This is a genomic window from Rhodococcus sp. NPDC077669 (genome assembly GCF_040686915.1).
Classification (GTDB): domain Bacteria; phylum Actinomycetota; class Actinomycetes; order Mycobacteriales; family Mycobacteriaceae; genus Rhodococcoides; species Rhodococcoides fascians.
Map to the genome: position 1 here is coordinate 102,116 of NZ_JBFBMD010000007.1, position 26,446 is coordinate 128,561.

Here is a 26,446-nt window from a genome sequence, read left to right on the forward strand (position 1 = left end):
CCATCGGCGACCGCGTCGGCGACGATCGATCGGGCTGCAACCTTCGGGGGGAGGGTATGTGATGACGCGTTCGAGGAGACGACGGCGCACGTCGGTCGTGTCGTTCGCCGTGCCAACTGTTCGAGGGTTGTTCGCGGCCGAAATAACTACTGTGACAACAACTCTCGCCCTACTCGCGGCCGACGTTCCCGTCGAGTGGACGCTCACCGCCGCAGCGACGGTGTCGCTCGTACCGTTCGCCGCCTTTCGGCGAACGTCGATCGCCGGCTGGCTGGTCGTCGCTCTGCGCTTCGGATCCGGCCGAGTCCCTGCCGTCGGGGTGACAACAGAACATGTCGACCCCGACGGCCGGCCCGTCGGTGTGCACTGGCAGCGCGATACCGTCACGTGCACCGTGGAGATCATTGCACCGGAACACGACACGACGGTGCTGGCGCGAACGCGAGCCGACACACGACACACGCTGCCCATCGAGGCGTTGACGTCGTGCTTACGGCAACACGACGTCGAGGTTGCCGCAATCGACATCGTCGCGCTCGGGTTTCGAACCGCCGACGGTTCGGTGGCCACCGACGTGTACGAGGGCCTCATCGGCCCGTTGCCCGCCGTCGCGCAGCGGACGGTGTGGGTGTCCGTCACTCTGGACGTACGAGCCAACGCCCGGGCGATGGCAGCGAGGGGCACGGGCCGGACGGGGACGGCCCGAACCGCGGTCGTTGCAGCCCTCCGCATTGCACGCGCCTTGGAGTCTCATGGACTGTCCACACGGCTGTCGACGGCCACAGAACTCCGAGCCGCGGCATTGCACCTGAGCCGGGGTGTCGACACCGACGACCTGACTCAGGTGTGGTCCTACGCTCCATTGCCCGGCGTCGCGAGTACGGGTTACGGAATCGATTGCAGCACAATCACTGTCGAGGATCTTTCGGCCTTGTGGGCGACACCGTCGCTGGGTACGACCATGTCCGTTCACCTGCGCCCCACCGACGAGCCGAGCCGCGTCCGCGTTCGTGCGTCGTGCAGATTCGCTGCGCGAGAGGCAATCTCGAGGCCCGATGTTGCTTCACTGACCTCGATGGCCGGACGTCAACGAGACGGCATTCTCGCTCAATTGCCACTGGCTGTGGCAACACACTCGGCAGTGATGCCGGTCGGAACCCTCTCGACCTCCGCACTGCAGGCCTGGGCGTTCCCGGTGAGTGGTTGCGGCCAACTACTGGGATCGGATACGAACGGAAACGGTGTGGCAGTGCGGATCTTCGGGGCGAACCTGCCGCGGGTCAGCATCGTGGGCGAGCTCTACCTCGCCCAACAGCTTCTGTTCCGAGCCGTGGCGATCGGAGCGCGAGTTGTCGTCAGAACGGACAGACCGCACGCCTGGGGAGCCCTCCGCGACGCCATCGGGGAGCCCGAGCGGTTTCTGGTCGACAGCGACCACACACGGGTGCGGCCCTCGTACGACGTCGTCGTGGTCGACTTCGCAGACGGCTCCATCTCGCTCGATCACCAATATGTCCCCGGCGTCACTGTGATCTCGCTGACCGAGCACGAACCGCCGCATGATCCGGCGGCACCCGGGCCGACCCGACAGAGATTCGCCGCGACACTGTCGATCGTTCAGCCGCGTGCGTCCGGTGACCGTATTCGGGTGCGTTCGGGTCCGATCGACATCGAACTGACGCTGGTCACCATTCCGCAGGAAACGGCGTTCATCGGTCGACCGAGAAGTCTTCGACCCGCCGTCCGAGACTGACAGTGTCAGCCGGGGTACGGGACGCGCGCCCGTGCGCTCGACACTGCGCCGGCCCACCACTCGAGTTGGTCGAGCAATCGCCCCAAGGAGTCGACAGCAGCGGGATCGTCGACGCCACCGGCCTCGTCGAAACGCCGACGCACGCGATGGAGTGATACCGAATCCCGTACCGACACCATGTGTAGCTCTGCGGCGATGAGGCGCAGTTGCTCGGTCGCTCGCACACCACCCGCCAGACCGCCATAGGAAACGAATCCCACTGGCTTGGAACGCCATTCGTACTTCACCGTGTCGAGCGCGGTCTTCAGCGAGCCGGGCACAGCGTGGTTGTATTCGGGAGTGACGAGGACGAACGCGTCGGCCTCGCCCACGATGCGGGTGAAACGTTCGGAGCCCTCGCTCGACGTCAAGCTGTTCGGGAGATCGAAGTCCGCGAGATCGACATCCACAACCGTGAGAGAGTCGCGCGCCGACGCCACGCTGCGTACCCAGGATGCGACGGTGGGGCCCACCCGCCCCGCCCGAACACTGCCGGTGACCACCGCGAGACGAATCGGCTGCATCGTGTCGGCACCGGACCCGGCGCGATCGTCGCTCATCCTTCTCCTCCACAACATTCGTCGCCGACTATTGCCGGTCGAGTCTCCCGGGTGGCAGCATTGCGCGCGGCCAACATGTCGGCGGGTGGATAGTCGACCCGCACCAGGGCAAGTCCGTGGGCCGGGGCCACTGCCACCTCGCTCGCACGTTCTCGACGACCGAGCAGGGAACGTGCCCAGTCGGGGGTTCGTCGTCCTTCACCGACGGCCTGCATCGCCCCGACCAGACTGCGCACCATCGACCAGCAGAACGCATCGGCGCTGACGTACGCGGTCAATCGATCCCCCTCGCGTTCCCAGTCGAAGCGCTGCAGTTCTCGCACCGTCGTGGCACCGTCTCGCCTCTTGCAGAACGCTGCGAAATCGTGCAGTCCGATCAGTGCCTGCGACGCCTCGCGTACCGCGTCCAGATCGATCGGCCGAGGCCAGGACACGACTCCGGCGACATCCAGAGGATCGACGCCGTAGAGCGCTGTGCCGAATCGGTACTCGTAGTGACGGCGATATGCCGAGAACCGAGCGTCGAAGTCGGGCGAGACCCCCGTGATCGCACGAACCCGGACGTCGGCGGGAAGGAAGCGCGCCATTCTTCGAATCAACCGGTCGTGCTCGTCCGGCACACCCACGGCGTCGAAATGTGCAACCTGACCGGTCGCGTGAACTCCGGCGTCGGTTCGACCGGCCACCGTCAGCTCGACCGGTTGACGGAGCACAGTGGAGAAAGCCTCCTCGAGCACGCCGCACACGGTTCGGATACCGGGTTGCCGAGCCCAGCCGGAGAAGTGCGTGCCGTCGTACGAGATGTCGAGCCGGTATCTGGTGGGGACCGACAAAGCGGGCCCGCCATCTCCTGAGGAAATGGCGGGCCCGCTTCGGTCGTGCTCGGAGCTCACAAGGACTAGTCCTTCTTCGCATCCTCGGCCTCGGGGGCGTCCGACGCGTGAGCGTCGTTGTCCTCGATGCCTTCGATGACTGCGTCGGCGTTGGCCACCTCGGCGTCGGTCGCGTCGGCTTCGACAGCCTCGACGACGTTGTCGTCTGCCGTGTCTTCGGCCGGAGCCTCGGTTGCGGCGGGAGCAGCCTTCGATGCCTTCACGCGGCGTGCGCGGTCGGCTTCGTTGGACACCGTCTGCTCGTTGACGAGCTCGATGATGGCCATCGGCGAGTTGTCACCCTTACGGGGGACGGTCTTGATGATGCGCGTGTAGCCACCGTCGCGATCGGCGAAGAAAGGCCCGATCTCGGCGAAGAGCTTGTGCACGACATCTTTGTTGTTGATCGTCTTGAGAACCTCACGACGATGGGCCAGATCACCCTTCTTGGCATGGGTGACGAGCTTCTCGGCGTGGGGACGAAGGCGCTTGGCCTTCGACTCGGTGGTGGTGATGCGGCCGTGCTCGAAGAGTGACGTCGCCAGGTTGGCCAGGATGGCCTTCTGGTGTGACGCCGACCCGCCGAGACGGCGGCCCTTGGTGGGCTTGGGCATGATGAATCTCCTAGTAAGAGCTCCAGCGAGCTGATTACAGCTGTTCTGTCTCGGCGTAGTCCTGCTCGGCGCCTTCGGTATCGCCGAAGGAGCCTGCGTCGGTGTCACTCCACGTGCCGGTGGTGGCGTCGTAGCCAGGCACGGTGCTCGGATCGAACGACGCGGGGCTGTCCTTGAGGGAAAGGCCGAGCGAGTGCAGCTTGACCTTCACCTCGTCGATGGACTTCTGCCCGAAGTTACGGATGTCGAGCAGATCGGACTCGGTACGACCAACCAACTCACCGACGGTGTGAACACCTTCGCGCTTGAGGCAGTTGTAGGAACGAACCGTCAGGTCCAGATCCTCGATGGGGAGTCCGAAGGATGCGATGTGATCGGCCTCGGCGGGCGAGGGTCCGATCTCGATGCCTTCTGCTTCGACGTTCAGCTCACGGGCGAGGCCGAAGAGCTCAACCAGGGTCTTGCCCGCCGAAGCGAGCGCGTCCCGCGCGGTGATGGAATTCTTGGTCTCCACGTCGAGAACGAGCCGATCGAAGTCGGTGCGCTGTTCGACGCGGGTGGCCTCCACCTTGTAGGTGACCTTGAGCACGGGCGAGTAGATCGAGTCGACCGGAATACGGCCGATCTCGGCACCCGATGCCTTGTTCTGAACGGCGGGGACGTAGCCGCGACCGCGCTCGACGACGAGCTCGATCTCCAACTTGCCCTTGTCGTTCAGGGTCGCGATGTGCAGATCCGGATTGTTCACCGTGACGCCGGCCGGAGGCACGATGTCGCCTGCGGTGACAGCGCCGGGGCCCTGCTTGCGGACGTACATGGTGACCGGCTCGTCTTCTTCGGAGCTCACCACGAGTCCCTTGAGGTTCAGGATGATGTCGGTGACATCTTCCTTGACTCCGGGAACGGTGGTGAATTCGTGGAGGACGCCGTCGATACGGATGCTGGTGACAGCAGCGCCGGGGATCGACGACAGCAGGGTGCGGCGGAGCGAGTTGCCGAGTGTGTAACCGAAGCCGGGCTCGAGCGGCTCGATGACGAATTTCGAGCGGTTGTCGGCGATGACCTCTTCGGTCAGCGTCGGGCGCTGTGAAATGAGCATTCTGTGTTCCTCCTGTACGGGCGTCCGCTATTTGACGCCCACGTGTGGAGGCGAAGACGCATGTGAGCCTCGCGGGGAGACTCACATGCGTGCTGCGCCTTACTTCGAGTAGTACTCGACGATGAGCTGCTCCTGGAGCGGCACATCGATCTGTGCGCGCTCCGGCACCCGGTGAACCAGGATGCGAAGACGGTTGGGGACGACCTGCAGCCACGGAGCCACCGGACGATCGCCGTAGCTCTCACGAGCGATCTGGATCGGCAGGGTCTGCGCGGACTTCTCGCGGACATCGATGATGTCGTACTGCGAGACGCGGTAGCTGGGGATGTCCACTCGCTTGTTGTTCACGAGGAAGTGGCCATGGGTGACCAGCTGGCGTGCCTGACGACGCGTACGTGCGAGACCCGCACGGTAGACGACGTTGTCGAGGCGAGTCTCGAGGATGGTCAGCAGGTTCTCACCGGTCTTGCCGGCGGCCCTGTTGGCTTCCTTGTAGTACAGACGGAACTGCTTCTCCATGACGCCGTAGGTGAAGCGAGCCTTCTGCTTCTCCTGCAGCTGGAGCAGGTACTCGCTCTCCTTGATCCGCGCGCGGCCGTGCTGGCCGGGCGGGTAGGGACGACGCTCGAACGCCTGGTCGCCTCCGACGAGGTCGACGCGCAGACGACGCGACTTGCGGGTGATAGGACCGGTATAACGTGCCATTTTCTAAACCTTTCCTTCCCGCTAGACCCGACGCCGCTTGGGCGGACGGCAGCCGTTGTGCGGCTGAGGGGTGACATCGGAGATGGTGCCGACCTCGAGGCCTGCGGCCTGAAGTGAGCGGATCGCGGTCTCACGGCCGGAGCCGGGACCCTTGACGAACACGTCGACCTTCTTGACGCCGTGCTCCTGAGCCTTGCGCGCAGCGTTCTCGGCTGCGAGCTGTGCGGCGAACGGAGTCGACTTGCGCGAGCCCTTGAAGCCCACGTGTCCCGAGGACGCCCACGAGATGACGTTTCCGGCGGGGTCGGTGATCGACACGATCGTGTTGTTGAACGTGCTCTTGATGTGCGCAGATCCGTGCGGGACGTTCTTCTTGTCCCTGCGACGCGTCTTCTGCGCCTTCTTCGGACCGGTACCGCGTGCTTTGGGGGGCATTACTTCGCCTTCTTCTTGCCGGCAATGGTGCGCTTGGGTCCCTTACGGGTACGCGCATTGGTCTTGGTGCGCTGTCCACGGACGGGCAGACCACGACGGTGGCGAAGACCCTGGTAGCAGCCGATTTCGATCTTGCGTCGGATGTCGGCCTGCACCTCGCGGCGCAGATCGCCCTCGACCTTGAGGGACTCGTTGATGTAATCGCTGAGCTTGCGCAGATCGTCGTCGCCGAGATCCTTGCTGCGCAGGTCGGGGCTGACGCCCGTTGCTGCGAGAATTTCCTTGGAGCGGGTACGGCCGACGCCGTAGATGTAAGTCAGTGCGATCTCCATGCGCTTTTCGCGCGGCAGATCCACACCTGCGAGACGTGCCATGTGGCATTTCCTTTTCTTGTCCGGAGGTCTGCTCCCAGTCCGTCCCCTGTGTCCTTCTCACCGCTGGGGTGGGAAGCGTCTTTCAACAAACTCAGTGGGGCCCCGGCCTCCGTGCCGGGGGTCTGCCGCAACGCGTGTGTTGCGGTTGGTGCTGGGAGGTCATCTTCTAGCTGTTGCCAAGCCGACGTGCGTGATGCTCGGTGGTTATCCCTGACGCTGCTTGTGACGCAGGTTGTCGCAGATCACCATGACGCGTCCGTTACGACGAATCACCTTGCACTTCTCGCAGATCTTCTTGACGCTCGGCTGAACCTTCACGTCGTTGATCTCCTGTGTGTAGCTCGGACGCGCTGCGAGCAGCGGACCGAGCATGGTTCTCCCCGACCGGACATGGCCGAGGAAGCTCTTACTTGTAGCGGTAAACGATGCGTCCACGCGTGAGGTCGTAGGGCGAAAGCTCTACCACGACGCGATCCTCGGGAAGGATGCGGATGTAGTGCTGACGCATCTTTCCGCTGATGTGGGCGAGTACCTTGTGGCCGTTTTCGAGCTCAATGCGAAACATCGCATTGGGCAGCGGTTCGACAACTCGGCCCTCTACCTCGATAGCACCGTCTTTCTTGGCCATATCCTCCGCGATCCTGGCTCTCACACCTGGTTGATTGCATCTGTTTCCGTTACCGTGATGCCCACTGACCGACTCCTCGGAACCGAGTCGGAGTATCGCCGGAGGGCCGCACAGCCCTCGAGGCATGCGAACATCCGGTACGCAGGGCGCACCGTCGATCTATGTTACCGGCAAAGACAGATCTGGCCAAATGCGCGCGAAGCGGGCACGAAACGCGTCGGATGGCGACGTTAGATTAACTGAGCTAACCTTTCGTCCGCCCGCCATCGTTCAGCCACCGAGCCCGCAAGGTGCCCTCTCGAGTTCCAACCCGTCCGGCCCAGCCGTCTCCGTGATCATTCCCGTACACAACGCCAGAGATGTGCTCGACGAGCAACTACGCGCGCTCGCACACCAGGACTACGACGGCCCGTTCGAGGTCGTCGTCAGCGACAACGGCTCGACCGACGGAGTGCGCGAGTTCGTGGAGGACCACGCACTACGGGCCCACTTGAATCTGAAGTACGTCGATTCGTCCGGCACCCCAGGCGCGTCGCATGCCCGCAATCGCGGAGCGGAAGCAGCCGAGGGCCCGCTGCTGGCCTTCTGCGATGCCGACGACGTCGTACACCCGACATGGCTGCGGCGCATCACCGCCGAACTGAACAGCTACGACCTCGTGGGAACCGGCCTGAGCACCGAGGCGCTGAACTCCGAAGCGACGCGCGCCGCAGTTCCGTTCGCCCCACCTTCGAATCAGGGCAAGTCGCCCTTTCGCCCGTTCGTCATCGGGGCGAGTATGGCGTGCCGCGCGTCGACCTACCGAGATCTCGGCGGGATGTTCGAATTCGTTCATGCGAGCGAGGACATGGAATTCTCCTGGCGCGCACAGCAATCGGGTGCCCGCCTGCACTTCATAGCCGAGCCGCTGGTCGAATATCGTCTGCGTACCGGCTACCGGGACAATTGGAAACAGGCGGGGGCACTCGGATACGGATCGGCCCACGTCCGCGGAATGTATCGGGCTGCCGGATGCCCGCCGTTCCGAATCCGCACAATTTCCGTAGCGCTCCTCGCGCTCGCGGTACGAAACCCATTGCTGCCGACCGCACTGACTCGGATGCCGACTCGCCTCTGGCTGCGCCTGACGGCAGCCCACCTCGGACTCATCCGAGGGGGCCGCCGGTACTCGTCACTCACCTGGTGAGCGTTGACCTGGTAGTTCTAGCGAGGCCGAACCGTCAGGATTCGCGGGCCGTCCTCGGTCACCGCGACCGTGTGTTCCCAGTGCGCCGCGCGTGAACCATCGGTGGTCACCACGGTCCACCCGTCGTCGAGAATGTCGGTCTCGTAGGTACCGAGCGTCAACATCGGTTCGATGGCCAGCGTGGAACCCACCACGAGTTCCGGGCCTTTGCCCGGCGCGCCCTCGTTCGCGAGGAACGGGTCCATATGCATTTCGCGGCCGATTCCGTGGCCGCCGTAACCGTCGACGATTCCGTATTTACGACCGTGAGCATCCTCGGCCGCGTGCGTACCGGACTCGATGGCGTGGGAGATGTCGGTCAGACGATTGCCGGGGATCATCGCTGCGATCCCGGCCTCCATGGAAAGCCTCGTCGCATCGCTCAGCAACGCATCGGCCTCGATGATGTCGCCGACGCCGAACGTCCACGCCGAATCTCCGTGCCAACCGTCCAGAACGGCACCGCAGTCGATGGACACGAGATCCCCGGCGACCAACAACTCGTCCGCCGACGGAATGCCGTGCACCACGCGGTCGTTCACCGAGGAGCAGATGCTGCCGGTGAAACCGTGGTACCCCAGGAAAGAGGGCACCGCACCGGCATCACGGATGACCGCCTCGGCAACTCGGTCGAGTTCGAGCGTCGAGACCCCGGGCTTGGCTGCATCCCGTACGGCGACGAGAGCGGCACCTACCACGGCACCGGCTGCCGCCATCGCGTCGAGCTCACCGGCGCTCTTGAACGGGACAACTTTTCGTTTACGGCCGAACGCCATTACTTGCCGTGGTCCTCGATGGACTTCAGCGCGCGGGCGTTGACTTCGTCCACCTCACCGATCGCATCGACGGTGACCAGCTTGTCGGAGTAGTAGTCCAACAGCGGTGCCGTCTCGTCGCGGTACACCTTGAGCCGATTACGGATGACGTCCTCTTTGTCGTCCTCACGGCCGCGCGACAGCATGCGGTCCACGACGACGTCCTCGTCGACGACAAAGGACAGCACTGCATCGAGATGCGCGTTCAGGTCGGAGAGGATGTCGACCAGAGCTTCGGCCTGGCCGACCGAACGCGGGAAACCGTCGAGAAGGAATCCGTTGACGGCGTCGGGCTCGGCGAGTCGACTGCGCACCATGTCCACGGTGAGTTCGCTCGGCACGAGGTCGCCCGCGTCGAGGTACTTCTTCGCTTCCAATCCGAGCGGGGTCTTCTCGCCGATGTTGGCGCGAAAGAGATCGCCTGTCGAAATGTGTGGCACGCCCAGCTTCTCGGAGAGGAGGACGGCCTGAGTGCCTTTGCCGGCACCGGGGGGACCGAGCAGAACAAGTCTCACTTGAGGAACCCTTCGTAGTTACGCTGCATCAGCTGGCTTTCGATCTGCTTGACGGTGTCGAGGCCCACGCTGACCATGATCAACACGGCGGTACCACCGAACGGAAGGTTTTGAGCTCCGCCCGAACTGCCGATGTCGAGGAACAGGTTGGGAAGCACCGCAATGGTGCCCAGGTACACCGCACCGGGCAGCGTGATGCGACTGAGAACGTAGTTGAGGTAATCGGCTGTCGGCTTACCCGGTCGGATGCCCGGGATGAATCCACCGAACTTCTTCATCTCGTCGGCCCGCTCTTCGGGGTTGAACGTGATCGCCACGTAGAAGTACGTGAAGAAGACGATCAGCCCGAAGAAGATAGCGATGTACACCGGGTTCGCCGGGTTCACCAGATACTCGTTGATGATCCGCTGCCACCAGCTCGGATCGGTTGCGGTGCTGGCGGACGTGAGCTGGGCGATGAGATTTGGTAGGTAGAGGAGCGAGGACGCGAAGATCACCGGGATGACGCCGGCCTGGTTGACCTTGAGCGGCAGATACGTGGACGAGCCGCCGTACATCTTCCGGCCGACCATGCGCTTGGCGTACTGGACCGGGATTCGGCGCTGACCCTGCTCGACGAAGACCACACCGGTGATGATGAGGAACGCTGCGAAGCAGACGAACCCGAAGACCAACCCGCCGCGGCTCTCCAGAATCGAGTTGCCCTCGGACGGGATGCGCGAGGCAATTCCGGCGAAGATCAGCAGCGACATTCCGTTGCCGACACCGCGCTCGGTGATGACCTCGCCGAACCACATCACGACGGCTGCGCCTGCAGTCATGACCAGCACGATGATGACGAGCCCGAAGATGGACTGGTCGGCGATGATGTCCTGCTGACATCCCTGGAGCAACTGGCCGCGCGAAGCGAGGGCCACCAGGCCGGTCGCCTGCAGGATGGCCAGTGCGATCGACAGGTAACGCGTGTACTGCGTCATCTTGGCCTGGCCCGACTGTCCCTCCTTGCGGAGTTCCTCGAACTTGGGGATGACGACGGTGAGCAGCTGCACGATGATGCTGGCGGTGATGTACGGCATGATGCCGATCGCGAACACCGAGAGCTGGAGGAGCGCTCCACCGGAGAACAAGTTGATCAACGAGTAGATGCCCGCCGAATCTCCACCGGAGACCTGGTCGATGCATGCTCGGACATTGGCGTAGTCGACACCCGGCGACGGCAGTGTTGCACCGAAGCGATACAGGGCCACCAGACCGAGCGTGAAGAGGATCTTCCGTCTCAGGTCAGGAGTCCTGAGGGCCGACACGAAGGCGGAAAGCAAAGATCCTCCTGGCACGACTGCGTTGACGCCGCGAGTGCTTCGTCGGGAGCGACTGATGCTCCCGTGAGCCTCACGAGCATGGACTGCGGACGACATGCGTCGACCGCATCGATACGAACTTCTCTGAACTCTAGAACTCTAACAGTGCGCATCGAACGGACCGACGGTCAGTGTTGGACCCTGGCCGATCGGTCGACACACACGACATTCCCTGTAGGCAACGATGGCCGCAGCTCAGCTCCGAGAGCTGTGGCTGCGGCCATCGTCACGAACTGCTGCTCGACGCGCTGCTACTCAGCACATCGAAGCAATGCTCATACCTCGGTTGCAGAACCGCCGGCAGCGGCGATCTTTTCCTTGGCGGAGCCCGTGAACTTGTTGGCCGAGATATCGACCTTCACGGTGAGGTTTCCGTCTCCGAGAACCTTGACGAGCTCGTTCTTGCGAACAGCTCCCTTGGCGATCAGCTCGGGGATACCGATCTGACCACCCTCGGGGAACAGGCGCTCGATGTCGCGCAGGTTCACGACCTGGAACACGACACGGTTGCGGTTGGTGAAGCCCTTGAGCTTCGGGAGCCGCATGTGGAGGGGCATCTGGCCACCCTCGAAGCGTGCCGGCACGTTCTTGCGTGCGCCGGTTCCCTTGGTACCGCGACCTGCGGTCTTGCCGCGCTTGCCACCTTCACCACGGCCGACGCGAATCTTCGTCGACTTGGATCCGGCTGCGGGGCGCAGGTGGTGCAGTTTGATGGTCATGGTTAGACCTCCTCAACAGTTACGAGGTGGCGCACCGTGTTGACCAGTCCGCGGTTCTGCGGGTTGTCCTCGCGGACGACCGTCTGGCGGATGCCCTTGAGCCCGAGAGTACGCAGGCTGTCACGCTGGTTCGCCTTCTGGCCGATGGTGCTCTTGATCTGAGTGACCTTCAGCTGAGCCATTACTTCACCGCTCCTGCCTGTGCGCGTGCGCGCAGCATTCCGGCGGGTGCAACCTCTTCGAGGGTCAGGCCGCGGCGAGCCGCAACTTCCTCGGGACGCTGCAGACCCTTGAGGGCTGCGACGGTCGCGTGCACGACGTTGATGGCGTTGTCGCTACCGAGCGACTTCGACAGCACGTCGTGGACACCGGCGCACTCCAAAACTGCGCGAACAGCACCACCGGCGATGACGCCGGTACCGGCGCTGGCCGGACGCAACATGACGACGCCGGCAGCGGCTTCGCCCTGGATGGGGTGGGTGATGGTGCCGGCGATCATCGGGACGCGGAAGAAGCTCTTGCGAGCCTCCTCGACACCCTTCTGGATGGCCGCGGGAACTTCCTTGGCCTTGCCGTAGCCGACGCCGACCAGTCCGTTGCCGTCACCGACGATGACGAGGGCGGTGAAGCTGAAGCGTCGACCACCCTTGACCACCTTGGAGACGCGGTTGATCGTGACGACCTTCTCGATGAAGTTCGACTTGTCCGCAGCGTTGCCGCCACGGCCGTTGTCACGACGATCGCGACCGCCACCACCGCGGTTGTCGCCGCGCTGGTTGTTGTCGCCACCTGCGTTGGGGCCACTGTTCTGTCCGGCGGGGCCGCTTCCGCCGTCACGCCGTTGACGTCCCGGCATCAGGCTGTCCTTCCGTTGTCAGTCATTGTCATCATCAGAACGTCAACCCGCCTTCGCGGGCAGCGTCTGCGAGTGCCGCGATGCGGCCGCTGTAGTTGTTGCCGCCGCGGTCGAACACGACTGCCTCGACGCCGGCTGCCTTCGCACGGCTGGCGATGAGCTCGCCGACCTTCGCGCTGACGGCCTTCTTGTCGCCCTCGAGTGCGCGCACATCGGCTTCGATGCTCGACGCGCTGGCCAGCGTGTGGCCCGCCAGGTCGTCGATCAACTGCACGTGGATGTGACGCGAGGACCGGTTGACGACCAAGCGCGGACGCTCGGGCGTTCCGGAGATCTTCTTGCGAAGGCGGAAGTGACGACGTGCCTTCGACAGGCGACGCTTCGTCGAGACGTCGGTGCCGCGCGGTGTGCGCTTGACGACGTTCGCCTTGTCTGCTGTTTGCTGGCTCATATCACTTACCCGTCTTTCCGACCTTGCGGCGGATCACTTCACCCTCGTAGCGGATGCCCTTGCCCTTGTACGGGTCCGGACGCCGCAGACGACGAATGTTGGCAGAGATCTGACCGACCTTCTGCTTGTCGATGCCGACAACGGTGAATCGCGTGGGCGACTCGACCGTGAACGTGATGCCCTCGGGTGCTTCGATCAGCACGGGATGGCTGTAACCGAGTGCGAACTCGAGGTCCTTGCCCTTGAGTACGACGCGGTAACCGACGCCGTGAATCTCCATCTTGGTGGTGTAACCGTTGGTGACACCGGTGATGAGGTTCGCGACGAGAGTGCGCGAGAGACCATGCAGCGAGCGGCTCTTACGCTCGTCGTCGGGCCGAGTGACGGCGATGGTGCCGTCGTCGGCGCGGGCGATCTTGATGGGCTCGGCGACTGTCAGGCTCAGGGCACCCTTGGGGCCCTTGACCGCAACGTCCTGGCCGTCGATGGTGATATCGACGCCAGCGGGGACTGCGACCGGCAATTTTCCAATACGTGACATGGTGTGGCCTCCCCTACCAGACGTAGGCGAGGACTTCTCCGCCCACACCCTGCTTGGCAGCCTGACGCTCCGTGAGCAGACCGGTGGACGTGGAGATGATCGCCACGCCCAGGCCGCCGAGAACCTTGGGCAGATTGGTGGATTTTGCGTACACCCGGAGACCGGGCTTGGAGACGCGTCGCACGCCGGCGAGGCTGCGCTCACGGCTCGGGCCGTACTTCAGATCGACGATGAGGGTCTTGCCCACCTCGGCGTCTTCCGTGCGGTAATCGGAGATGTAGCCCTCGCGCTTGAGGATCTCGGCGATGTTCGCCTTGAGCTTCGAGTGGGGAAGCTTCACCTCGTCGTGGTACGCCGAGTTGGCGTTGCGCAGACGGGTCAAGAAGTCTGCAATTGGATCGGTCATCGTCATGGTGTGACCTGTGCACCTTTCTCGCAGCGGTTCCCATGCAGCACGCGCGGGCTGGTGCCTTCCGGTTCCGGAGAACCCATCGGGCCTGGCTCGTCACATCGTGGGCCTACAGCGAAGTGAACATGTCCTGACCGACTGTTGCCGGTCAGGGGTTGCGCTCCAAGCAATGCATCGCTGCACTGCCAGGTGTTACGAGCTTCCGCATGTTCAATGCTGACGTGCGGAGAACTCGAGGTTGCGTTTGTTGTATTGCAAGGACTCGCGTGCAGGCACGACGAAGCCCGGGCAACCGCTCTAGTGTAGGGAACCGGGTGCCATTCTCAAAATCGATCGTGGTAGTGCTCCAGGGGCACGCTGCCGGTGCGAGGCGGCAAACACGACCGCGTTCGTCGGTTCGGTGCAGTAGCCTTCCGACATCATTCCATCGCTCCGGGGGGTTCGATGCATTCGATTGGTTTTTTCGAAACGGTCGGCGTCCGGCCGTGGCCGGGTCCGTCCCGGAAGACGCTGTGAGAGCCGATCCGGACCGCATACGTCGAGCCGCAGCCCGAATATCCGGTCTCGCCGATGCGCTGTGGGACGACATCGACCTCATCCGCCGTGACGCCGACGAGTTGATGGATTCCTCCTGGACGGGCAACGCGGCCGATTCCCACGCAGTTCTGTGGGCGGAATGGGTCGATTCGGCTCGGAAGATGTGTGGCGCGCTGACCGAGGACGCTGTGCTGCTCGATCGCGTTGCAATCGACTACACCGCAGCGGACAAGAAGATCGACGCGCACGTGATGGATTCCGGCCTGCGGTTGGACCGTTGATGGCACGCTATGTCGCCGACGTCGAGCGGATTCTCGCTCTTGTCGATCGCGCGCATGTAGTTGGAGCCACGATCGAATCCGCGATCGCCGATGTCGAGCGCGAGGTGAACGATCTCGGCATCGAATGGGAGGGCGAAGCGGCCGAGGCGCACCGCTCGAAGCACGAGCTACTCCGGCAGGAACTGAACGATATGCGAACCGCGCTCGCCCAACTCGGCACGCTGGCACGAGGCGCCCATGATCGCTACCGCGCAGCCGTGGACCACAACAAGCGAATGTGGCCCTGATGGCCCCGATCAGCGTCGACCCGGACATCCTTGCCGATGCGGCTTCCCGGTACGGCAGCGCCAAGACCATATCGAGCGGCGCGATGGCGGAACTCGCCGCGGAACTCGACCGCAACTGGGGCTGCGCAGGCACCGACAACGCCGGAAAGTCTTGGGCCGACAGTTACGATTCCGCGGCATTCGACGCGGTTTCCACAGGAACCGACATCACGAATGCGTTCGGCAAACTTCACGATCTGCTGGCGGCAACCGGCATCAACCACGCCAACGCGGAGAATGCGAACACCGTTCCGCCGCCCCCACCGCTACCCACTCCCCCACAACTTCCTCATACGGATACACCGCGCTTCAACGGTTCCTACGGCGGCGACACCGACGCTCCGATGGGGTGGGGCCTGATCACGCGATGGCTGCAGGGCCACATGTGGCCCAACGGCGATCCGGACAAGTTGCGGGGTCTCGGAAGCGCGTGGCGCACCGCCGCCGAGGAGCTACGCCGAGCGAGCGACGAAACGAACTCCGCATGGACCGGCATCGAGGAACTTGCCTCCGACGAATTGCCGCAGGTCCTCGCCCAGATGGACGGCGTCTTCATCGCTGCGCACAACGTCGCCGACCAATTCGACATTCTCGCGAGCGCTTGCGGCGAATGGGCCACCACCATTCAGGAGGCTCACCAGAGCGTCATCGATATCGTGGGGACGGCCATCGTTGCCGGCACGATCGCCGGTGCAGTTGCCGGCTTCTTCACACTCGGTGTGGGAACGGTCGCCGTCACGGGCGCAACGGGCAGCGTCATTGCCGGAAGTGTCATCGCCGTCCTCACCGGAGTGGAAGCGGCGTCGGCAATTGCCGTCGGTGTCACTGTGGCAACCGGGGCGGCGGCCATCGGAATCGCATCGGACGTGCAACCGCTCCTCGAAGCGAGTCCGACGACATTCCACGCAAACACTGGTGGAGGAAATTGGCACTACCATCCCGCGCCCCGGGGCGGTCTGCCAGGCTTTCCAAACGCCACACGAGGAAAACCGCTCAACCGCAGAACGCGGTGGACTGACGACAAAGGGAACATCTACGAATGGGATAGCCAGCACGGCGCAGTCGAGAAATACAGCAAGAACGGCAAGCACTTAGGCGAATTCGATCCGAATACCGGAGCACAAACCAAGCCCCCAGATCCCACTAGAAAGCCTGGTCGATGACCAACCAAGGCCCGACATCCTGGCAACTCGAACCTGACACGACGCCGGTTCACGACCGCTCGAGAATAAGGCAGCACGGTCTGACTACTACCAACAAGGAGAAGACAATGTGGTACTTGGAATCATACGATAACCAAACCGATTTGATCGCGGACAGCTATCTCCTGACTGCTATCACCGGAGACGAAATCAGAGAACTGATTGACGTCGATGAAAGTGAACTTCCACTCGAAATGGGACCGTACCCAGTCGCATTGGCCGACGTGCCGAAGTTCGCCAAGTACATCGAGGGCGATTTCAGAGTCAGCTCCGATAATGAATACTTCATCGGCTTGTTCACCGACTGAGGAATGGGAAATTCGATACGTGGGTGGTGAACTACCTGAGACTGGAGCACACGTGATACCAGAATCTATTCGACTGATCAAGCGATTGCCGGTCACACGGAGCGCGCTTGTCCTCACTAACTTCTGAAAACTAAGATGTGGCACCTAGAGAAATTCGATAAGACTACCCAACTCCTTATGGGCGAACATGTCCTTCACGACATGTCAGCCGCGGTAGTCGGGAGGATTCTCGGAATAGCAGATGACGAGAACGAACTTCCCATTGGGATTCGTCAACACGACGTTCCGCTGTCCAAGGCGTCAGAGTTTGCAGCGTTCCTGAACGAGGACTTCACTCTGGACGAGAAATGCGAGTACAAAGTTGGCTATTCTTCAGATTGACGATCACCAACAACACGTCCTGCAGCGTAGACCTCGGTATCGTTATCGCTCTGGTCGGATCTCAATCTCAGTGTCCGCACCTCAGCGATGAACGTCCACCGGACGATCGGCCACATCGGACAGGCAACAGAAGATATCGATTCGTATGCACTTACCGACATGGGGTCCGAATGCACACGAGGAACGGGCACCGCCTCGACAAGTTCGACCCAGTCACCGGCGATATGACAAAAGCGCCGGTGCCCGGCCGAAAACCACGGAGATGACAAATGTGGTACCTGGACGCGTACGAGAAAAAATCTGAGCTTCTTACCAAGAGCTACCCGCTTCGGGGTGTTACCACCACGATCATAAAAGAGTTGATCGAAGTAGACGAAGGATACGGACCAGTTGAAGCCGCAATGCACGAGGTTGCGCCCACGGATTTGGCAAAATTTGCGAAATATATTGATGGCGAGCTTTCGATCGACTTCAGCTGCAGCTATTTCGTAGGCCTCTTCGCAGACTGAATCCAAGGAGAAGGCGCGCCACGACGCGGCGGCCTGGAGGTTCAGATAAGAGCCTCGGGCACGTTCCAACCCTGTTCCAATGTCGTCCGTGAGACTCACGCCGCGTCGACGCCGCTCTGGACTCCACCGCAGAGACGATGAAGCGCGGGCAACCGCTCAGTTCGGCGCGGCACGCGCGCAGCCAAGCCATTCCGCAATCCGCAGACCCAGTTGGACACCCGAACTCCCACTTCTTCGCTAACGTCGGACCATGACGGACTCGAAGGCAGTCGACATCGACCACCTCACCCACACTCTGCGCGACCGCAACATCGCGGGGGTGACCATCGGCTGGGTCGACAACAACGGGATTGTCCGATCACGCACCGTGCCCACCGCAGAATTGACTGCAGTCGCACGTCGCGGAGTCGGAGTCACCGCGGTGTTCGCGGTATTCGATTCGCATGACGGGATCACATTCGCCCACGAAGGACTGTCGACGCCGTCCGGCGATGTGCGGTTGATTCCGGTGATCGAGACCGCGTCGAGCGTGGTCGCCCTGTCCGGACAGCCGGGGCTGGCCTGGGCGCACGGACGACAGGTCTCGGCGGACGGCACACCGTGGCCCTACGATCAGCGCTCAGTTCTCGAGCGGCAGGTGCAGAAGGCGTCCGATGCCGGTTTCGAGGTACGGGCCGGATTCGAAATCGAGTTCGCCCTGACTCGCGAGTCGGACGGACTGTCCGCTCATCGCGGACCTGCCTACTCGGCGAACGCACTCCGCGATGTCGATCAATTCGTAGTACTGCTGCTCGAGGCGCTGTCTGCGAATGGCCTCGACATCGGGCAGATTCATGCCGAGTACGGCGGCTCCCAGCTGGAGATAGCATTGAGTCCACTCGATCCACTTGCTGCGGCCGACGCGCAGGTACTCGCGCGGCAGACCATCCACTCAGCGGCCAAAGCCCAGGGCCTGAGGGCAAGCTTCGCTCCCCTGCCCTCGTCGAGCAGTGCGGGTAACGGATGGCACCTACACACATCACTGGTTCGCGACGGTCACAACGCTCTGACCGGCGACGGAGAGTACAGACTGTCCGACACCGGGCAGGCGTACATCGCGGGCCTCGTTCGAGAACTCCCGGGACTCACTGCCATCACGGCACCGAGTTCGGGGTCACTGCTGCGTCGTCGACCGGGGTACTGGGCAGGTGCCTTCGGATTCTGGGGCGTCGAGAACCGCGAGGCTGCAGTGCGACTCGTACCGGCCACGCCCCTTCTCGGCCCGGAACACACCAACGTCGAATTGAAGGCGTGCGACGCGTCCGCCAATCCGTATCTAGCGCTGGCCGTCACGATCGCGGCCGGTCTGGCGGGAGTGGCGGATTCGGCGCAGTTGCCGTCTCCGGTCCAGGAGGACGTAGGAGGTTGGGACGATGCTCGTCGGGATGCCGCGGGGATCTCCCCACTCGCGACGACCCACGCGCAACAGCGCGAAGACCTCCTGTCGTCCGCACTGGTCCGAGACGTGTTGGGCATGGAACTTCTGGGCGCGTTCGTCGCCTGCCGGGACGCCGATGCCACGTGGGCGGAGAGCCATACCGAGGACGAACTGCTCGAATCGCTGCGCTGGATCTACTGACGTGTTGCGACGGTTTGTCGGGGCAACCACAATCGTCTCGGCCCTCGATCATGCTCTGCCACAACCGGATCAACTCTGCGGACCGTTCTCGGCATCGGTTGCGCTGACGGCCGTCATGGGCGACGACGCACCGGGCGTAACGGCACTCGCGGTCGCGTCGAGGTCCGCGATCTGGCCGGGTGCAATCGACTCGGCCCGTCCTCCCGGAACCCCCCGAATCACCGACGGGTGGGATCTACTGCCGAGAGCCGCATCGATCGACGCAGCCGGGACCACGGCAGCAGGTCTCACGGAGGGCATCGAGACCGCGACCGATCACCGCGTCGCCGTGGTTCCCATCGTGGGGCCCTCCGTCGAGCGATTGCGTCTACTACTCGACCGTCTTGCCGACAGGCCTTTCCGCTTCGCATCGTTGGCGAATGTACATACTGCAGAGTTGACCGACTTCGACTGGAACGTAGGACATTTCGTGACCGTCTGGGGATTCGATCCAGTCGAGGACGTAGTGGCGATTGCCGACACCTACCGGGAACTCGGAGACCCGGACATGCCGCCTGGATGTAGAACCGTCTCCACCGATGCCCTCGCGTCGGCGATGTCCGAGCGTGGCCTGCTGCTGCTCGTCGACAGCCAGGATCATCATGCGGCGGTGGATCTGGTCCGCTCTCTGGATCTACGACACGACGTGTGGTCGGTGTGAAAGTCAGGACCTGAGCAACGCAAAATGGGCGTGGGTTCCTTTCGGAACCCACGCCCATCAGCGTGGTGTGGTGAAGCCCGGAGGCTTCAGATCACCAGGAGCTCTTGCGAACTCCGGGAAGCTCTCCGGCGTGTGCCATCTCGCGCACGCAGATACGGCAGAGGCCGAACTTGCGGAACACGGAATGGGGACGGCCGCAGCGGTTGCAGCGAGTGTATGCACGCACCGCGAACTTCGGCTTCTTGTTGGCCTTGTTGACCAATGCCTTCTTCGCCATGGACTCAGTTCTCCTTGAACGGGAAGCCGAGGTGCTTGAGCAGCGCGCGGCCTTCTTCGTTGTTGGTTGCGGTGGTTACTACGGTGATGTCCATGCCGCGCGGACGGTCGATCTTGTCCACGTCGATCTCGTGGAACATCGACTGCTCGTTGAGGCCGAACGTGTAGTTTCCGTTGCCGTCGAACTGCGTGCCCGAGAGGCCGCGGAAGTCCCTGATTCGGGGAAGGGCAATGGAAACCAGACGGTCGAGGAACTCCCACATGCGGTCGCCACGGAGGGTGACGCGTGCGCCGATGGGCATTCCTTCGCGCAGCTTGAACTGTGCGATGGACTTGCGAGCCTTGCGGATCTCCGGCTTCTGGCCGGTGATGGCAGCGAGGTCTGCAACTGCGCCGTTGATCAGCTTGGCGTCACGGGCGGCGTCGCCGACACCCATGTTGACGACGACCTTGACGATGCCGGGGATCTGCATGACGTTCTCGTATGCAAACTCGGTGTTCAGGGCGTCTTTGATCTCAGCGCGGTAGCGCGCCTTGAGGCGGGGCTGTTCGCCCGCGATGTTCTCGGTGGTAGTCATCTCAGATGTCCTTCCCGTTCTTGCGGGAAACACGAACGCGCTTGCCGGATTCTTCGTCGGTCCGGTAGCCCACGCGAGTGGGGTTTCCGTCCGAGTCGACAACTGCGACGTTCGATACGTGGATCGGGGCTTCCTGAGTGACGATGCCACCCGAGGATGCGCCGCGCTGGTTGGCAGAGACCGCGGTGTGCTTCTTGATGCGGTTCACGCCTTCGACCAGAACCTTGGAGTCAGCGGGGTAGGCCTGAATGACCTTGCCCTTGGCACCCTTGTCCTTGCCTGCGATCACGAGAACGGTGTCGCCCTTGTGCACCTTCATTTACAGCACCTCCGGGGCGAGCGAGACGATCTTCATGAACTTCTTCTCACGCAGCTCGCGGCCGACCGGGCCGAAGATGCGGGTTCCACGGGGGTCGTGGTCCGGCTTGATCAGCACCGCAGCGTTCTCGTCGAAACGGATGTACGAGCCATCCGGACGGCGACGCTCCTTGACGGTGCGGACGATGACGGCCTTGACGACCTCACCCTTCTTGATGTTTCCACCGGGAATGGCGTCTTTCACCGTAGCTACGATGATGTCGCCGATTCCGGCGTAGCGACGTGACGAACCACCGAGAACGCGGATGCAAAGGATTTCCTTCGCGCCCGTGTTATCAGCGACGCGTACTCGCGACTCCTGCTGAATCACTAACTTCTCCTTGACCTGGATGTACGTACGTGCCGGATTTCCGTCCCGACACGCGCGGTCGGCTGCCGAGAGCGGGCGCACGAAGACACACCGCTGCCACAGGCAACCGGTCAAGTGTAGGGGAACGCCGATGCCAGAGCCAAATCGCCGTCACGGAGACGTGCTCGCCCCCTACGTGTCGGACCTTGTCGGTACGGTTCGGAGATGGGGCAACAGGGGTGGGCGGGGAGCAGCTGTGACCGGGAACGGTGAGACCGCAGGCTGGTGGTCGAGTCTTCCCGCAGATCGAGTGACTCGACTTCGCGGGGCGTCCGAACGCGAGCTCGCCGAATCCGCGAACCCGCTCCCCGCCGACGCACCTGCGATCGTCTTCTTCACTGTCGACGAGCCGGCATCTCGTCGTTCGGCAGACCTGGTCGAGATGGTGGTCACGTCGCTGGAGACCGCAGCGGTCCACTCGACCGCGCTGTGGCTCCCCGAGTTCGAGCACAACGCAGGGACCTCCACGTTGGAGCGGCGTGCCGCTCGCACGTCCGCCGTTCGCCTGGCTGCCGACTCGGCACACTTCGGCCCCTACATAGCGGCTCTGGCCGAGTCGGCCTCCTCGGGACGGCCGATACGCCGGGCGGTGTTCACCGTCGAGACCCGCGCGGCAGGTTCGGCGCGAGCTCTCGCGGCAGCTCACGGCCGCGACGTTGTCGCTCTCGTGCTGGTCGTACCCGACGCCGTGGACGCCGACTTCGTGTCGACCGCAGCGGAATGGCTGTGTGCTCACGCACGGGCGGGCGTGTGGCTCACCGGCGGTGGCTCGTCGAGGATGGACAGATTCCCGTCCGTATCGGTGCGCGCACCCGAAGTGCCTGCCGGCGTCAGCACTGTCCTCGATCGCTTCCGGCCGTTGAGCTATCCGCCGATCGCCGGGCACCCACACCCGGCGAGCGGTCCGGAGAAGCGCCTGTACAGAGCGCTGGACCAGCACGAATGGGCCACCGGTCGAGAGCACAATCGCTCGATTCGGCTCGGCGAACTCAGCCGTCCGTTCACAGTCGACGTACTGTGGCGCACCGAGAGAGTCATCGTGGAAATCGACGGCGACGAGCACCGTGCCGCCCAGCGCTTCGCCGAGGACCGCGTGCGCGACAACCAGCTGCAGACACACGGGTACATGGTGTTGCGGTTCACCAACGCTCAGGTGATCGACGACCCGCACCGCGCTGTGGCTACCATCCGCGAGGCAGTATCGAGAAGACGATCGAAGGGGGATCCTCGATGAGTACCGAAGACCTGAACGGCACCGAAGCAGCAGTACTGCTCGTTCTGATGGCCGAAGCGAGTCCGGTGAAGAACAGCGCCCTCAAGGGACTCGGCCCCGAACTACCGAAGGCTTCCCGCGACAAACTGAAGAATGCGGGATTGATCGAGGTCGATTCTTCGGTGCGCCCGATGACCCTGGAGCTGACCGACAAAGGGTGGCGCACCTGCGGTGAGCTCATCGGCGGTGAACCACCGGCTCGGTCGACAGGCGCAGGCAAGGCCATGTTCACCGTGTTGGCAGGGTTACGTCGCTGGCTGGATCGCACCGACAGCCGTCCGGCCGATGTGTTCTCGCCCCGCGGGGACGAGACCGCCCCCCTCGACAGCTCCGAGAAGGCCGACAAGACCGTCGACATCGAGGCCTCGATTCGCACCGCGTACGCGTCGCTCGCACGTGAACCCGGTAGCACCGTTCGGCTGTCTCGCTTGCGAAACGAGTTGCGAGACATCCCTCGTGGCGATCTCGACGATGCTCTCGCACGGCTGCGACGCGCCGCGGACGTCTCGCTGATACCCGAGGAGAACCAGAAGACGCTGACCGACGAGGAACGCGCTGCAGCCGTCGTCGTCGGTAATCAGCAGAACCACCTTCTCTCGATCGAATCATGATGGGCGTGAACTCCACGATGACGGACAACGAGCAGATCCGGGCTCTGGAATCGGTACGGCTGAGCTGGGCCCCGACCCCCGACGACGTGTGGCGTTCGCAGTCCAACGTGCACGTTCCCGGCATGCACGAGCGGGTGTTCCTCGAGGTGATGAACGCCTACGACGACGCGGAGACGTCGGATGACGCCAGTCCGCTCGGAGTCGTCGTACGCGGGCCGGCCGGATCCGGCAAGACGCATCTGCTGGGGCAGGTGCGCGAGGGCGTGCAGCAGAAGGGCGGGTACTTCTTCCTGATCAGGCTGCTCGACGCCGCGGGCTTCTGGCGGTCGACTCTCATGGGGATGCTCGACGACCTGATGCGGCCCTCCGGCCAAGGATCCGACAGCCAACTCGCACTTCTGCTGCGTCGCTTGTGCACGATCGGTGACATTCCCGACGAACAACGCGCAAAGATCATGGGCGAGAACATGATCGACGCCGAGACGCTGAACGACTTCGTCACCGCCGTATACAAGGTTCACCCCCGACATCGGCGCACCTCGCAGCACACTCTGCGCGCCTTGGTGCTGTCCATCGCCCCCGATTCGGCCGTCCAGGATCTCGGTGACGCATACCTGCAGTCGATCGACGACGTCGATGCCGAAGAATTCTCGCCCTGGGGAATCCGCCGGGCCGAGCTCGGTCACCAAGGCATTGCCGAGAACATCTCACGGCTGCTGGCCATCACCGGTCCGACAATTCTCGCGATAGACCAGATCGACACGTTGGTCGCGCAATCCCGAACGGGATCGGATCAGGAGTTCGCCGACGCACAGGAAGACAAGGTCGTCGAGCAACTGGCGCACGGTCTGATGTCGCTGCGCGAAACACTTCCTCGCACCGCGTCGGTACTCTCGGCACTGTCGAGCGCGTGGGAGTTGATCGCCGCCCGCGGCGTGGCACCGATGCGCGACCGCTTCCGAGTGACGCAGCCTCTCAAGCCGATTCCGTCGTCCGACATCGGACGCCTGTTACTGGGACGACGTCTGGCGGCGTGCTTTCTCGAGGCCGGCTTCACCCCTCCGCATCCGACGTGGCCGGTGGCACCCGACGCATTCGAGCAGGCCCCGGACTTCACTCCGCGGCAGCTGCTGATCGCGGTCGACCGTCACATCAGGCACTGCCTCGACACCGGCGTCGCGTCGGAGTTGGAGAGTTTCACGGACAAGTCCGGGCCCGCGGATGCGCAGGACCTCCCCAAAGCACGGGTCGACGAACTCGACATACTCGACGATCGCTACGCAGAACTGCGCAAACAGGTCGACGTCTCCATTCCGCTGAAGCCCGACAGTGAGGACTCGATCGTCCCCGCACTCCTGTCTGCGGGCCTGACCGCGTGGATCCACGAGCATCAGTCCTCGGACGACAGCCTTGCCCAGGACCCACCTCCGAGCGGCAAGCCTGCCCTGCATGCCAGGCTGCGACATACCGTCGACACCGATACGGACGACGAGGAGCACTGGTGCTTCCGCGCGGTCACCTCCGGCAACGCCAGGGCCGCGTTGGCCCGTGTGGAGCGTGCAGTGACCACGGCCGGCCTCAGGGCAGACATGCCGAAACGGCGACTGATCCTCATCAGAAACGACCCGTGGCCCAATGGCGCGAAGACCGAGCAGACCGTCGCCGCTCTGCGACGTGCCGGCGGCATTGTCGTTCCGTTCGGCGACGAGGACCGCAGGGCCTTGGCGGCTCTGTCGGTCCTGCTGGCCGAGAACTCCCCCGCTCTCACGTCGTGGTTGCTCGCACGCAAGCCCGCACACGAGGTCGAACTGTTCTCCTCCGTGTTGCCTGCGGTCAGCGTCGTCGACGACGACACCGCATTGATCGAACCCGAGAACACCGTCGCGGCCGAACCGATTGCGAGCCGCCGACCGTCGATCGTCGCCGGGTCGGAAGTGAGCACCGGTGCGGACGTCGCAATCCAACTCGAGGCGCTCCGTAAGCACACAGCGATCTTCGCGGGTTCCGGATCGGGGAAGACGGTACTGATTCGCCGACTGGTGGAAGAATGTGCGCTGCAAGGTGTTTCGGCGATCGTGTTGGACGTCAACAACGACCTGGCTCGCCTCGGCACCGCGTGGCCCGAGGACGAACGGACGTGGCCGCCGGGCGACGAGGCCAAGGCGGCGGCGTATTTACGCGACACCGACGTCGTGGTGTGGACGCCCCGCAAGTCGGCGGGCCGACCGCTGAGCTTTCAGCCACTGCCCGATTTCGTCAGCGTTCTCGGTGATGCCGACGAGTTCGATTCCTCCGTCGAATCTGCATTGGCGTCGCTCGAGCCCGCCGCCGGCGTCCTGGGTACTTCCCAGAAGGCGAAACACGGCCGCGCAGTGCTGAAGTCGGCGCTCGATCTCTTCGGTCGACGCCCACAGGGCGGCACGCTGGCGGACTTCATCGACCTGCTCGAAGAATTGCCCGAGGACACCAGCGACCTGCGCGATGCCGTACGGATCGCGCAGGGACTGGCCGAAAATCTGAAGGCAGCCGTGGCCAACGACCCCATGTTCGCAGGGGCGGGCACCCCGGTCGACCCGGCAGTGCTGTTGACTCCGGCCGACGGCAAGAAGGCCCGAGTATCGGTGATCAATCTTGCGGGCCTGACCACCGACGAGCAGAAGCAGAGCTTCGTCAATCAGCTGCAGATGGGCCTGTTCTCCTGGATCAAGAAGAACCCCGCGGGTGACCGGCCGCTCGGCGGACTGTTCGTGATGGACGAGGCGCAGAACTTCGCCCCCTCCGATCGCACGACCGCAGCGACACACAGCACACTTGCGCTGGCGTCGCAGGCGCGTAAGTACGGTCTCGGTCTCGTGTTTGCCACGCAGGCACCGAAGGGGTTGCACAACCGCATCGCCGGAAACGCGTCGACACAGTTCTACGGACTGCTCAACAGCCCGTCCCAGGTCGAGGCGGCCAAGGAGATGGCCCGCGTCAAAGGCGGCTCGGTACCCGATGTCGGCCGTTTGCCCGCGGGGCAGTTCTACGCTGCCGTCGAGGGCGCAGAGTTCCGGCGAACCGCCACTCCCCTGTGCCTGTCCTACCACCCGAAGAGCCCGCCGACCGAGGAAGAAGTCATCGAACTCGCGCGTTCCTGACAGCACGCGTCGAC

The 26,446-nt window shown here is 63.5% G+C and carries 34 protein-coding genes; 11 read left to right on the forward strand and 23 right to left on the reverse strand.

Translation table 11 applies throughout. The annotated features are described in order from the left end of the window. Positions 1-61 precede the first annotated feature (61 nt). Positions 62-1,753 carry a type VII secretion protein EccE gene (eccE, locus tag AB0P23_RS11300; RefSeq protein ID WP_363797619.1) on the forward strand — a complete coding sequence of 564 codons (1,692 nt, stop codon included), beginning with the start codon at positions 62-64 and terminating at the stop codon, positions 1,751-1,753. 5 nt (positions 1,754-1,758) lie between these two features. On the opposite strand, the gene AB0P23_RS11305 is transcribed toward eccE, so the two are convergent. The 9 genes from AB0P23_RS11305 to infA form a co-directional block, all read right to left on the reverse strand. After that, the gene (locus AB0P23_RS11305; protein ID WP_230591651.1) at positions 1,759-2,352 is read right to left on the reverse strand and encodes an NAD(P)H-dependent oxidoreductase; all 594 of its coding nucleotides are present in this window, start codon (positions 2,350-2,352) and stop codon (positions 1,759-1,761) included. Beyond that, a complete protein-coding gene (gene truA, locus AB0P23_RS11310; protein WP_032400137.1) occupies positions 2,349-3,245 on the reverse strand; it encodes a tRNA pseudouridine(38-40) synthase TruA in 897 nt (298 codons plus the stop codon). Before truA ends, AB0P23_RS11305 begins: the two co-directional genes overlap by 4 nt. Before the next feature lie 5 nt (positions 3,246-3,250). Then, positions 3,251-3,838, reverse strand: a complete 588-nt coding sequence (gene rplQ / locus AB0P23_RS11315; protein ID WP_027496333.1) for a 50S ribosomal protein L17 — start codon at positions 3,836-3,838, stop codon at positions 3,251-3,253. 34 nt (positions 3,839-3,872) lie between these two features. After that, entirely contained in the window at positions 3,873-4,937 is a 1,065-nt protein-coding gene (locus AB0P23_RS11320; RefSeq protein WP_027496332.1) for a DNA-directed RNA polymerase subunit alpha, read from the reverse strand. 99 nt (positions 4,938-5,036) lie between these two features. Continuing rightward, the gene (rpsD, locus tag AB0P23_RS11325) at positions 5,037-5,642 is read right to left on the reverse strand and encodes a 30S ribosomal protein S4 (protein WP_008718223.1); all 606 of its coding nucleotides are present in this window, start codon (positions 5,640-5,642) and stop codon (positions 5,037-5,039) included. Positions 5,643-5,663: 21 nt separating this feature from the next. Next, entirely contained in the window at positions 5,664-6,077 is a 414-nt protein-coding gene (gene rpsK, locus AB0P23_RS11330) for a 30S ribosomal protein S11 (protein ID WP_027496331.1), read from the reverse strand. Further along, a complete protein-coding gene (gene rpsM / locus AB0P23_RS11335) occupies positions 6,077-6,451 on the reverse strand; it encodes a 30S ribosomal protein S13 (RefSeq protein ID WP_027496330.1) in 375 nt (124 codons plus the stop codon). Before rpsM ends, rpsK begins: the two co-directional genes overlap by 1 nt. Positions 6,452-6,655: 204 nt before the next feature. Next, entirely contained in the window at positions 6,656-6,769 is a 114-nt protein-coding gene (gene rpmJ, locus AB0P23_RS11340; protein ID WP_025347279.1) for a 50S ribosomal protein L36, read from the reverse strand. 88 nt (positions 6,770-6,857) lie between these two features. Beyond that, positions 6,858-7,079, reverse strand: coding sequence for a translation initiation factor IF-1 (gene infA, locus AB0P23_RS11345; protein WP_005140011.1), 222 nt, complete (start codon positions 7,077-7,079; stop codon positions 6,858-6,860). 331 nt (positions 7,080-7,410) lie between these two features. Between infA and AB0P23_RS11350 the strand changes: the two genes are divergently transcribed. Further along, complete coding sequence (locus AB0P23_RS11350; RefSeq protein WP_363797623.1) at positions 7,411-8,265, forward strand: glycosyltransferase family A protein; 855 nt, start codon at positions 7,411-7,413, stop codon at positions 8,263-8,265. Between the two features lie 17 nt (positions 8,266-8,282). Here AB0P23_RS11350 and map read toward each other — a convergent pair whose 3' ends face one another. The 9 genes from map to rpsH all read right to left on the reverse strand — a co-directional run bounded on the left by map (position 8,283) and on the right by rpsH (position 13,971). Continuing rightward, positions 8,283-9,080, reverse strand: coding sequence for a type I methionyl aminopeptidase (gene map / locus AB0P23_RS11355; RefSeq protein WP_027496329.1), 798 nt, complete (start codon positions 9,078-9,080; stop codon positions 8,283-8,285). Then, positions 9,080-9,634 carry an adenylate kinase gene (locus tag AB0P23_RS11360; RefSeq protein ID WP_363797625.1) on the reverse strand — a complete coding sequence of 185 codons (555 nt, stop codon included), beginning with the start codon at positions 9,632-9,634 and terminating at the stop codon, positions 9,080-9,082. The genes map and AB0P23_RS11360 overlap by 1 nt, the downstream gene beginning before the upstream one ends. Then, entirely contained in the window at positions 9,631-10,953 is a 1,323-nt protein-coding gene (gene secY / locus AB0P23_RS11365; RefSeq protein ID WP_027496327.1) for a preprotein translocase subunit SecY, read from the reverse strand. Before secY ends, AB0P23_RS11360 begins: the two co-directional genes overlap by 4 nt. A 314-nt stretch (positions 10,954-11,267) precedes the next feature. Continuing rightward, positions 11,268-11,711 (reverse strand): 50S ribosomal protein L15, encoded by a 444-nt coding sequence (rplO, locus tag AB0P23_RS11370; RefSeq protein ID WP_027496326.1) that lies wholly within the window; start codon positions 11,709-11,711, stop codon positions 11,268-11,270. A gap of 2 nt (positions 11,712-11,713) precedes the next feature. Beyond that, positions 11,714-11,893 (reverse strand): 50S ribosomal protein L30, encoded by a 180-nt coding sequence (gene rpmD, locus AB0P23_RS11375; protein ID WP_008718256.1) that lies wholly within the window; start codon positions 11,891-11,893, stop codon positions 11,714-11,716. Further along, on the reverse strand, positions 11,893-12,567 hold the full coding sequence (rpsE, locus tag AB0P23_RS11380) for a 30S ribosomal protein S5 (RefSeq protein WP_032365630.1): 675 nt from the start codon (positions 12,565-12,567) through the stop codon (positions 11,893-11,895). The genes rpmD and rpsE overlap by 1 nt, the downstream gene beginning before the upstream one ends. A 34-nt stretch (positions 12,568-12,601) precedes the next feature. Then, positions 12,602-13,018, reverse strand: a complete 417-nt coding sequence (gene rplR, locus AB0P23_RS11385; RefSeq protein ID WP_032365631.1) for a 50S ribosomal protein L18 — start codon at positions 13,016-13,018, stop codon at positions 12,602-12,604. Between the two features lies 1 nt (position 13,019). Then, positions 13,020-13,559 carry a 50S ribosomal protein L6 gene (gene rplF, locus AB0P23_RS11390; protein WP_027496323.1) on the reverse strand — a complete coding sequence of 180 codons (540 nt, stop codon included), beginning with the start codon at positions 13,557-13,559 and terminating at the stop codon, positions 13,020-13,022. A gap of 13 nt (positions 13,560-13,572) precedes the next feature. Continuing rightward, a complete protein-coding gene (rpsH, locus tag AB0P23_RS11395; protein WP_008718266.1) occupies positions 13,573-13,971 on the reverse strand; it encodes a 30S ribosomal protein S8 in 399 nt (132 codons plus the stop codon). Positions 13,972-14,480: 509 nt separating this feature from the next. Between rpsH and AB0P23_RS11400 the strand changes: the two genes are divergently transcribed. Genes AB0P23_RS11400 through AB0P23_RS11415 form a run of 4 tightly spaced genes read left to right on the forward strand, consistent with a single transcriptional unit; the run spans position 14,481 to position 16,622 of the window. Continuing rightward, positions 14,481-14,786: a WXG100 family type VII secretion target gene (locus AB0P23_RS11400; protein ID WP_196250999.1), complete on the forward strand. Its 306-nt coding sequence runs from the start codon at positions 14,481-14,483 to the stop codon at positions 14,784-14,786. Continuing rightward, positions 14,786-15,073, forward strand: coding sequence for a WXG100 family type VII secretion target (locus AB0P23_RS11405; RefSeq protein ID WP_032400139.1), 288 nt, complete (start codon positions 14,786-14,788; stop codon positions 15,071-15,073). The genes AB0P23_RS11400 and AB0P23_RS11405 overlap by 1 nt, the downstream gene beginning before the upstream one ends. Further along, positions 15,073-16,275: a colicin E3/pyocin S6 family cytotoxin gene (locus AB0P23_RS11410; RefSeq protein ID WP_230593434.1), complete on the forward strand. Its 1,203-nt coding sequence runs from the start codon at positions 15,073-15,075 to the stop codon at positions 16,273-16,275. Before AB0P23_RS11405 ends, AB0P23_RS11410 begins: the two co-directional genes overlap by 1 nt. Beyond that, positions 16,272-16,622, forward strand: a complete 351-nt coding sequence (locus AB0P23_RS11415; protein WP_283542226.1) for a hypothetical protein — start codon at positions 16,272-16,274, stop codon at positions 16,620-16,622. Before AB0P23_RS11410 ends, AB0P23_RS11415 begins: the two co-directional genes overlap by 4 nt. 365 nt (positions 16,623-16,987) lie before the next feature. Here AB0P23_RS11415 and AB0P23_RS11420 read toward each other — a convergent pair whose 3' ends face one another. Beyond that, positions 16,988-17,611: a hypothetical protein gene (locus tag AB0P23_RS11420; RefSeq protein WP_283551203.1), complete on the reverse strand. Its 624-nt coding sequence runs from the start codon at positions 17,609-17,611 to the stop codon at positions 16,988-16,990. A gap of 151 nt (positions 17,612-17,762) precedes the next feature. On the opposite strand from AB0P23_RS11420, the gene AB0P23_RS11425 reads away from it, so the two are divergent. Together AB0P23_RS11425 and AB0P23_RS11430 are read left to right on the forward strand one after the other, a co-directional pair. Further along, entirely contained in the window at positions 17,763-19,130 is a 1,368-nt protein-coding gene (locus tag AB0P23_RS11425) for a glutamine synthetase family protein (protein ID WP_363797629.1), read from the forward strand. A 1-nt stretch (position 19,131) separates the two neighbouring features. After that, positions 19,132-19,830 carry a hypothetical protein gene (locus AB0P23_RS11430; protein ID WP_363797631.1) on the forward strand — a complete coding sequence of 233 codons (699 nt, stop codon included), beginning with the start codon at positions 19,132-19,134 and terminating at the stop codon, positions 19,828-19,830. Between the two features lie 91 nt (positions 19,831-19,921). Here the strand turns inward: AB0P23_RS11430 and AB0P23_RS11435 are convergent, their stop codons facing one another. From AB0P23_RS11435 to rplN, 4 genes are read right to left on the reverse strand one after another with little or no spacing between them, the layout of a single operon-like run. Continuing rightward, the gene (locus AB0P23_RS11435) at positions 19,922-20,107 is read right to left on the reverse strand and encodes a type Z 30S ribosomal protein S14 (RefSeq protein WP_008718273.1); all 186 of its coding nucleotides are present in this window, start codon (positions 20,105-20,107) and stop codon (positions 19,922-19,924) included. Between the two features lie 4 nt (positions 20,108-20,111). Continuing rightward, the gene (rplE, locus tag AB0P23_RS11440) at positions 20,112-20,684 is read right to left on the reverse strand and encodes a 50S ribosomal protein L5 (RefSeq protein WP_008718275.1); all 573 of its coding nucleotides are present in this window, start codon (positions 20,682-20,684) and stop codon (positions 20,112-20,114) included. 1 nt (position 20,685) lies between these two features. Next, positions 20,686-21,003, reverse strand: coding sequence for a 50S ribosomal protein L24 (gene rplX / locus AB0P23_RS11445; RefSeq protein WP_008718278.1), 318 nt, complete (start codon positions 21,001-21,003; stop codon positions 20,686-20,688). After that, positions 21,004-21,372: a 50S ribosomal protein L14 gene (gene rplN, locus AB0P23_RS11450; RefSeq protein ID WP_027496320.1), complete on the reverse strand. Its 369-nt coding sequence runs from the start codon at positions 21,370-21,372 to the stop codon at positions 21,004-21,006. Positions 21,373-21,607: 235 nt separating this feature from the next. On the opposite strand from rplN, the gene AB0P23_RS11455 reads away from it, so the two are divergent. From AB0P23_RS11455 to AB0P23_RS11465, 3 genes are read left to right on the forward strand one after another with little or no spacing between them, the layout of a single operon-like run. After that, positions 21,608-22,645, forward strand: coding sequence for a DUF559 domain-containing protein (locus tag AB0P23_RS11455; RefSeq protein WP_363797633.1), 1,038 nt, complete (start codon positions 21,608-21,610; stop codon positions 22,643-22,645). Next, positions 22,642-23,295, forward strand: a complete 654-nt coding sequence (locus tag AB0P23_RS11460; RefSeq protein ID WP_032383556.1) for a hypothetical protein — start codon at positions 22,642-22,644, stop codon at positions 23,293-23,295. The genes AB0P23_RS11455 and AB0P23_RS11460 overlap by 4 nt, the downstream gene beginning before the upstream one ends. Before the next feature lie 17 nt (positions 23,296-23,312). Continuing rightward, positions 23,313-26,432, forward strand: a complete 3,120-nt coding sequence (locus AB0P23_RS11465; RefSeq protein WP_363797684.1) for an ATP-binding protein — start codon at positions 23,313-23,315, stop codon at positions 26,430-26,432. Positions 26,433-26,446: the final 14 nt, after the last annotated feature.

Excerpts from the sequence above, each read along its gene's own strand:
- eccE (WP_363797619.1), top strand. The coding sequence starts at position 62 with ATGACGCGTTCGAGGAGACGACGGCGCACGTCGGTCGTGTCGTTCGCC.
- AB0P23_RS11305 (WP_230591651.1), bottom strand. The coding sequence starts at position 2,352 with ATGAGCGACGATCGCGCCGGGTCCGGTGCCGACACGATGCAGCCGATT.
- rplQ (WP_027496333.1), bottom strand. The coding sequence starts at position 3,838 with ATGCCCAAGCCCACCAAGGGCCGCCGTCTCGGCGGGTCGGCGTCACAC.
- AB0P23_RS11320 (WP_027496332.1), bottom strand. The coding sequence starts at position 4,937 with ATGCTCATTTCACAGCGCCCGACGCTGACCGAAGAGGTCATCGCCGAC.
- rpsD (WP_008718223.1), bottom strand. The coding sequence starts at position 5,642 with ATGGCACGTTATACCGGTCCTATCACCCGCAAGTCGCGTCGTCTGCGC.
- rpsK (WP_027496331.1), bottom strand. The coding sequence starts at position 6,077 with ATGCCCCCCAAAGCACGCGGTACCGGTCCGAAGAAGGCGCAGAAGACG.
- rpsM (WP_027496330.1), bottom strand. The coding sequence starts at position 6,451 with ATGGCACGTCTCGCAGGTGTGGATCTGCCGCGCGAAAAGCGCATGGAG.
- infA (WP_005140011.1), bottom strand. The coding sequence starts at position 7,079 with ATGGCCAAGAAAGACGGTGCTATCGAGGTAGAGGGCCGAGTTGTCGAA.
- map (WP_027496329.1), bottom strand. The coding sequence starts at position 9,080 with ATGGCGTTCGGCCGTAAACGAAAAGTTGTCCCGTTCAAGAGCGCCGGT.
- rplO (WP_027496326.1), bottom strand. The coding sequence starts at position 11,711 with ATGACCATCAAACTGCACCACCTGCGCCCCGCAGCCGGATCCAAGTCG.
- rpmD (WP_008718256.1), bottom strand. The coding sequence starts at position 11,893 with ATGGCTCAGCTGAAGGTCACTCAGATCAAGAGCACCATCGGCCAGAAG.
- rpsE (WP_032365630.1), bottom strand. The coding sequence starts at position 12,567 with ATGCCGGGACGTCAACGGCGTGACGGCGGAAGCGGCCCCGCCGGACAG.
- rplR (WP_032365631.1), bottom strand. The coding sequence starts at position 13,018 with ATGAGCCAGCAAACAGCAGACAAGGCGAACGTCGTCAAGCGCACACCG.
- rplF (WP_027496323.1), bottom strand. The coding sequence starts at position 13,559 with ATGTCACGTATTGGAAAATTGCCGGTCGCAGTCCCCGCTGGCGTCGAT.
- rpsH (WP_008718266.1), bottom strand. The coding sequence starts at position 13,971 with ATGACGATGACCGATCCAATTGCAGACTTCTTGACCCGTCTGCGCAAC.
- AB0P23_RS11405 (WP_032400139.1), top strand. The coding sequence starts at position 14,786 with ATGGCACGCTATGTCGCCGACGTCGAGCGGATTCTCGCTCTTGTCGAT.
- AB0P23_RS11410 (WP_230593434.1), top strand. The coding sequence starts at position 15,073 with ATGGCCCCGATCAGCGTCGACCCGGACATCCTTGCCGATGCGGCTTCC.
- AB0P23_RS11415 (WP_283542226.1), top strand. The coding sequence starts at position 16,272 with ATGACCAACCAAGGCCCGACATCCTGGCAACTCGAACCTGACACGACG.
- AB0P23_RS11425 (WP_363797629.1), top strand. The coding sequence starts at position 17,763 with ATGACGGACTCGAAGGCAGTCGACATCGACCACCTCACCCACACTCTG.
- AB0P23_RS11435 (WP_008718273.1), bottom strand. The coding sequence starts at position 20,107 with ATGGCGAAGAAGGCATTGGTCAACAAGGCCAACAAGAAGCCGAAGTTC.
- rplE (WP_008718275.1), bottom strand. The coding sequence starts at position 20,684 with ATGACTACCACCGAGAACATCGCGGGCGAACAGCCCCGCCTCAAGGCG.
- rplX (WP_008718278.1), bottom strand. The coding sequence starts at position 21,003 with ATGAAGGTGCACAAGGGCGACACCGTTCTCGTGATCGCAGGCAAGGAC.
- AB0P23_RS11460 (WP_032383556.1), top strand. The coding sequence starts at position 22,642 with ATGAGTACCGAAGACCTGAACGGCACCGAAGCAGCAGTACTGCTCGTT.
- AB0P23_RS11465 (WP_363797684.1), top strand. The coding sequence starts at position 23,313 with ATGACGGACAACGAGCAGATCCGGGCTCTGGAATCGGTACGGCTGAGC.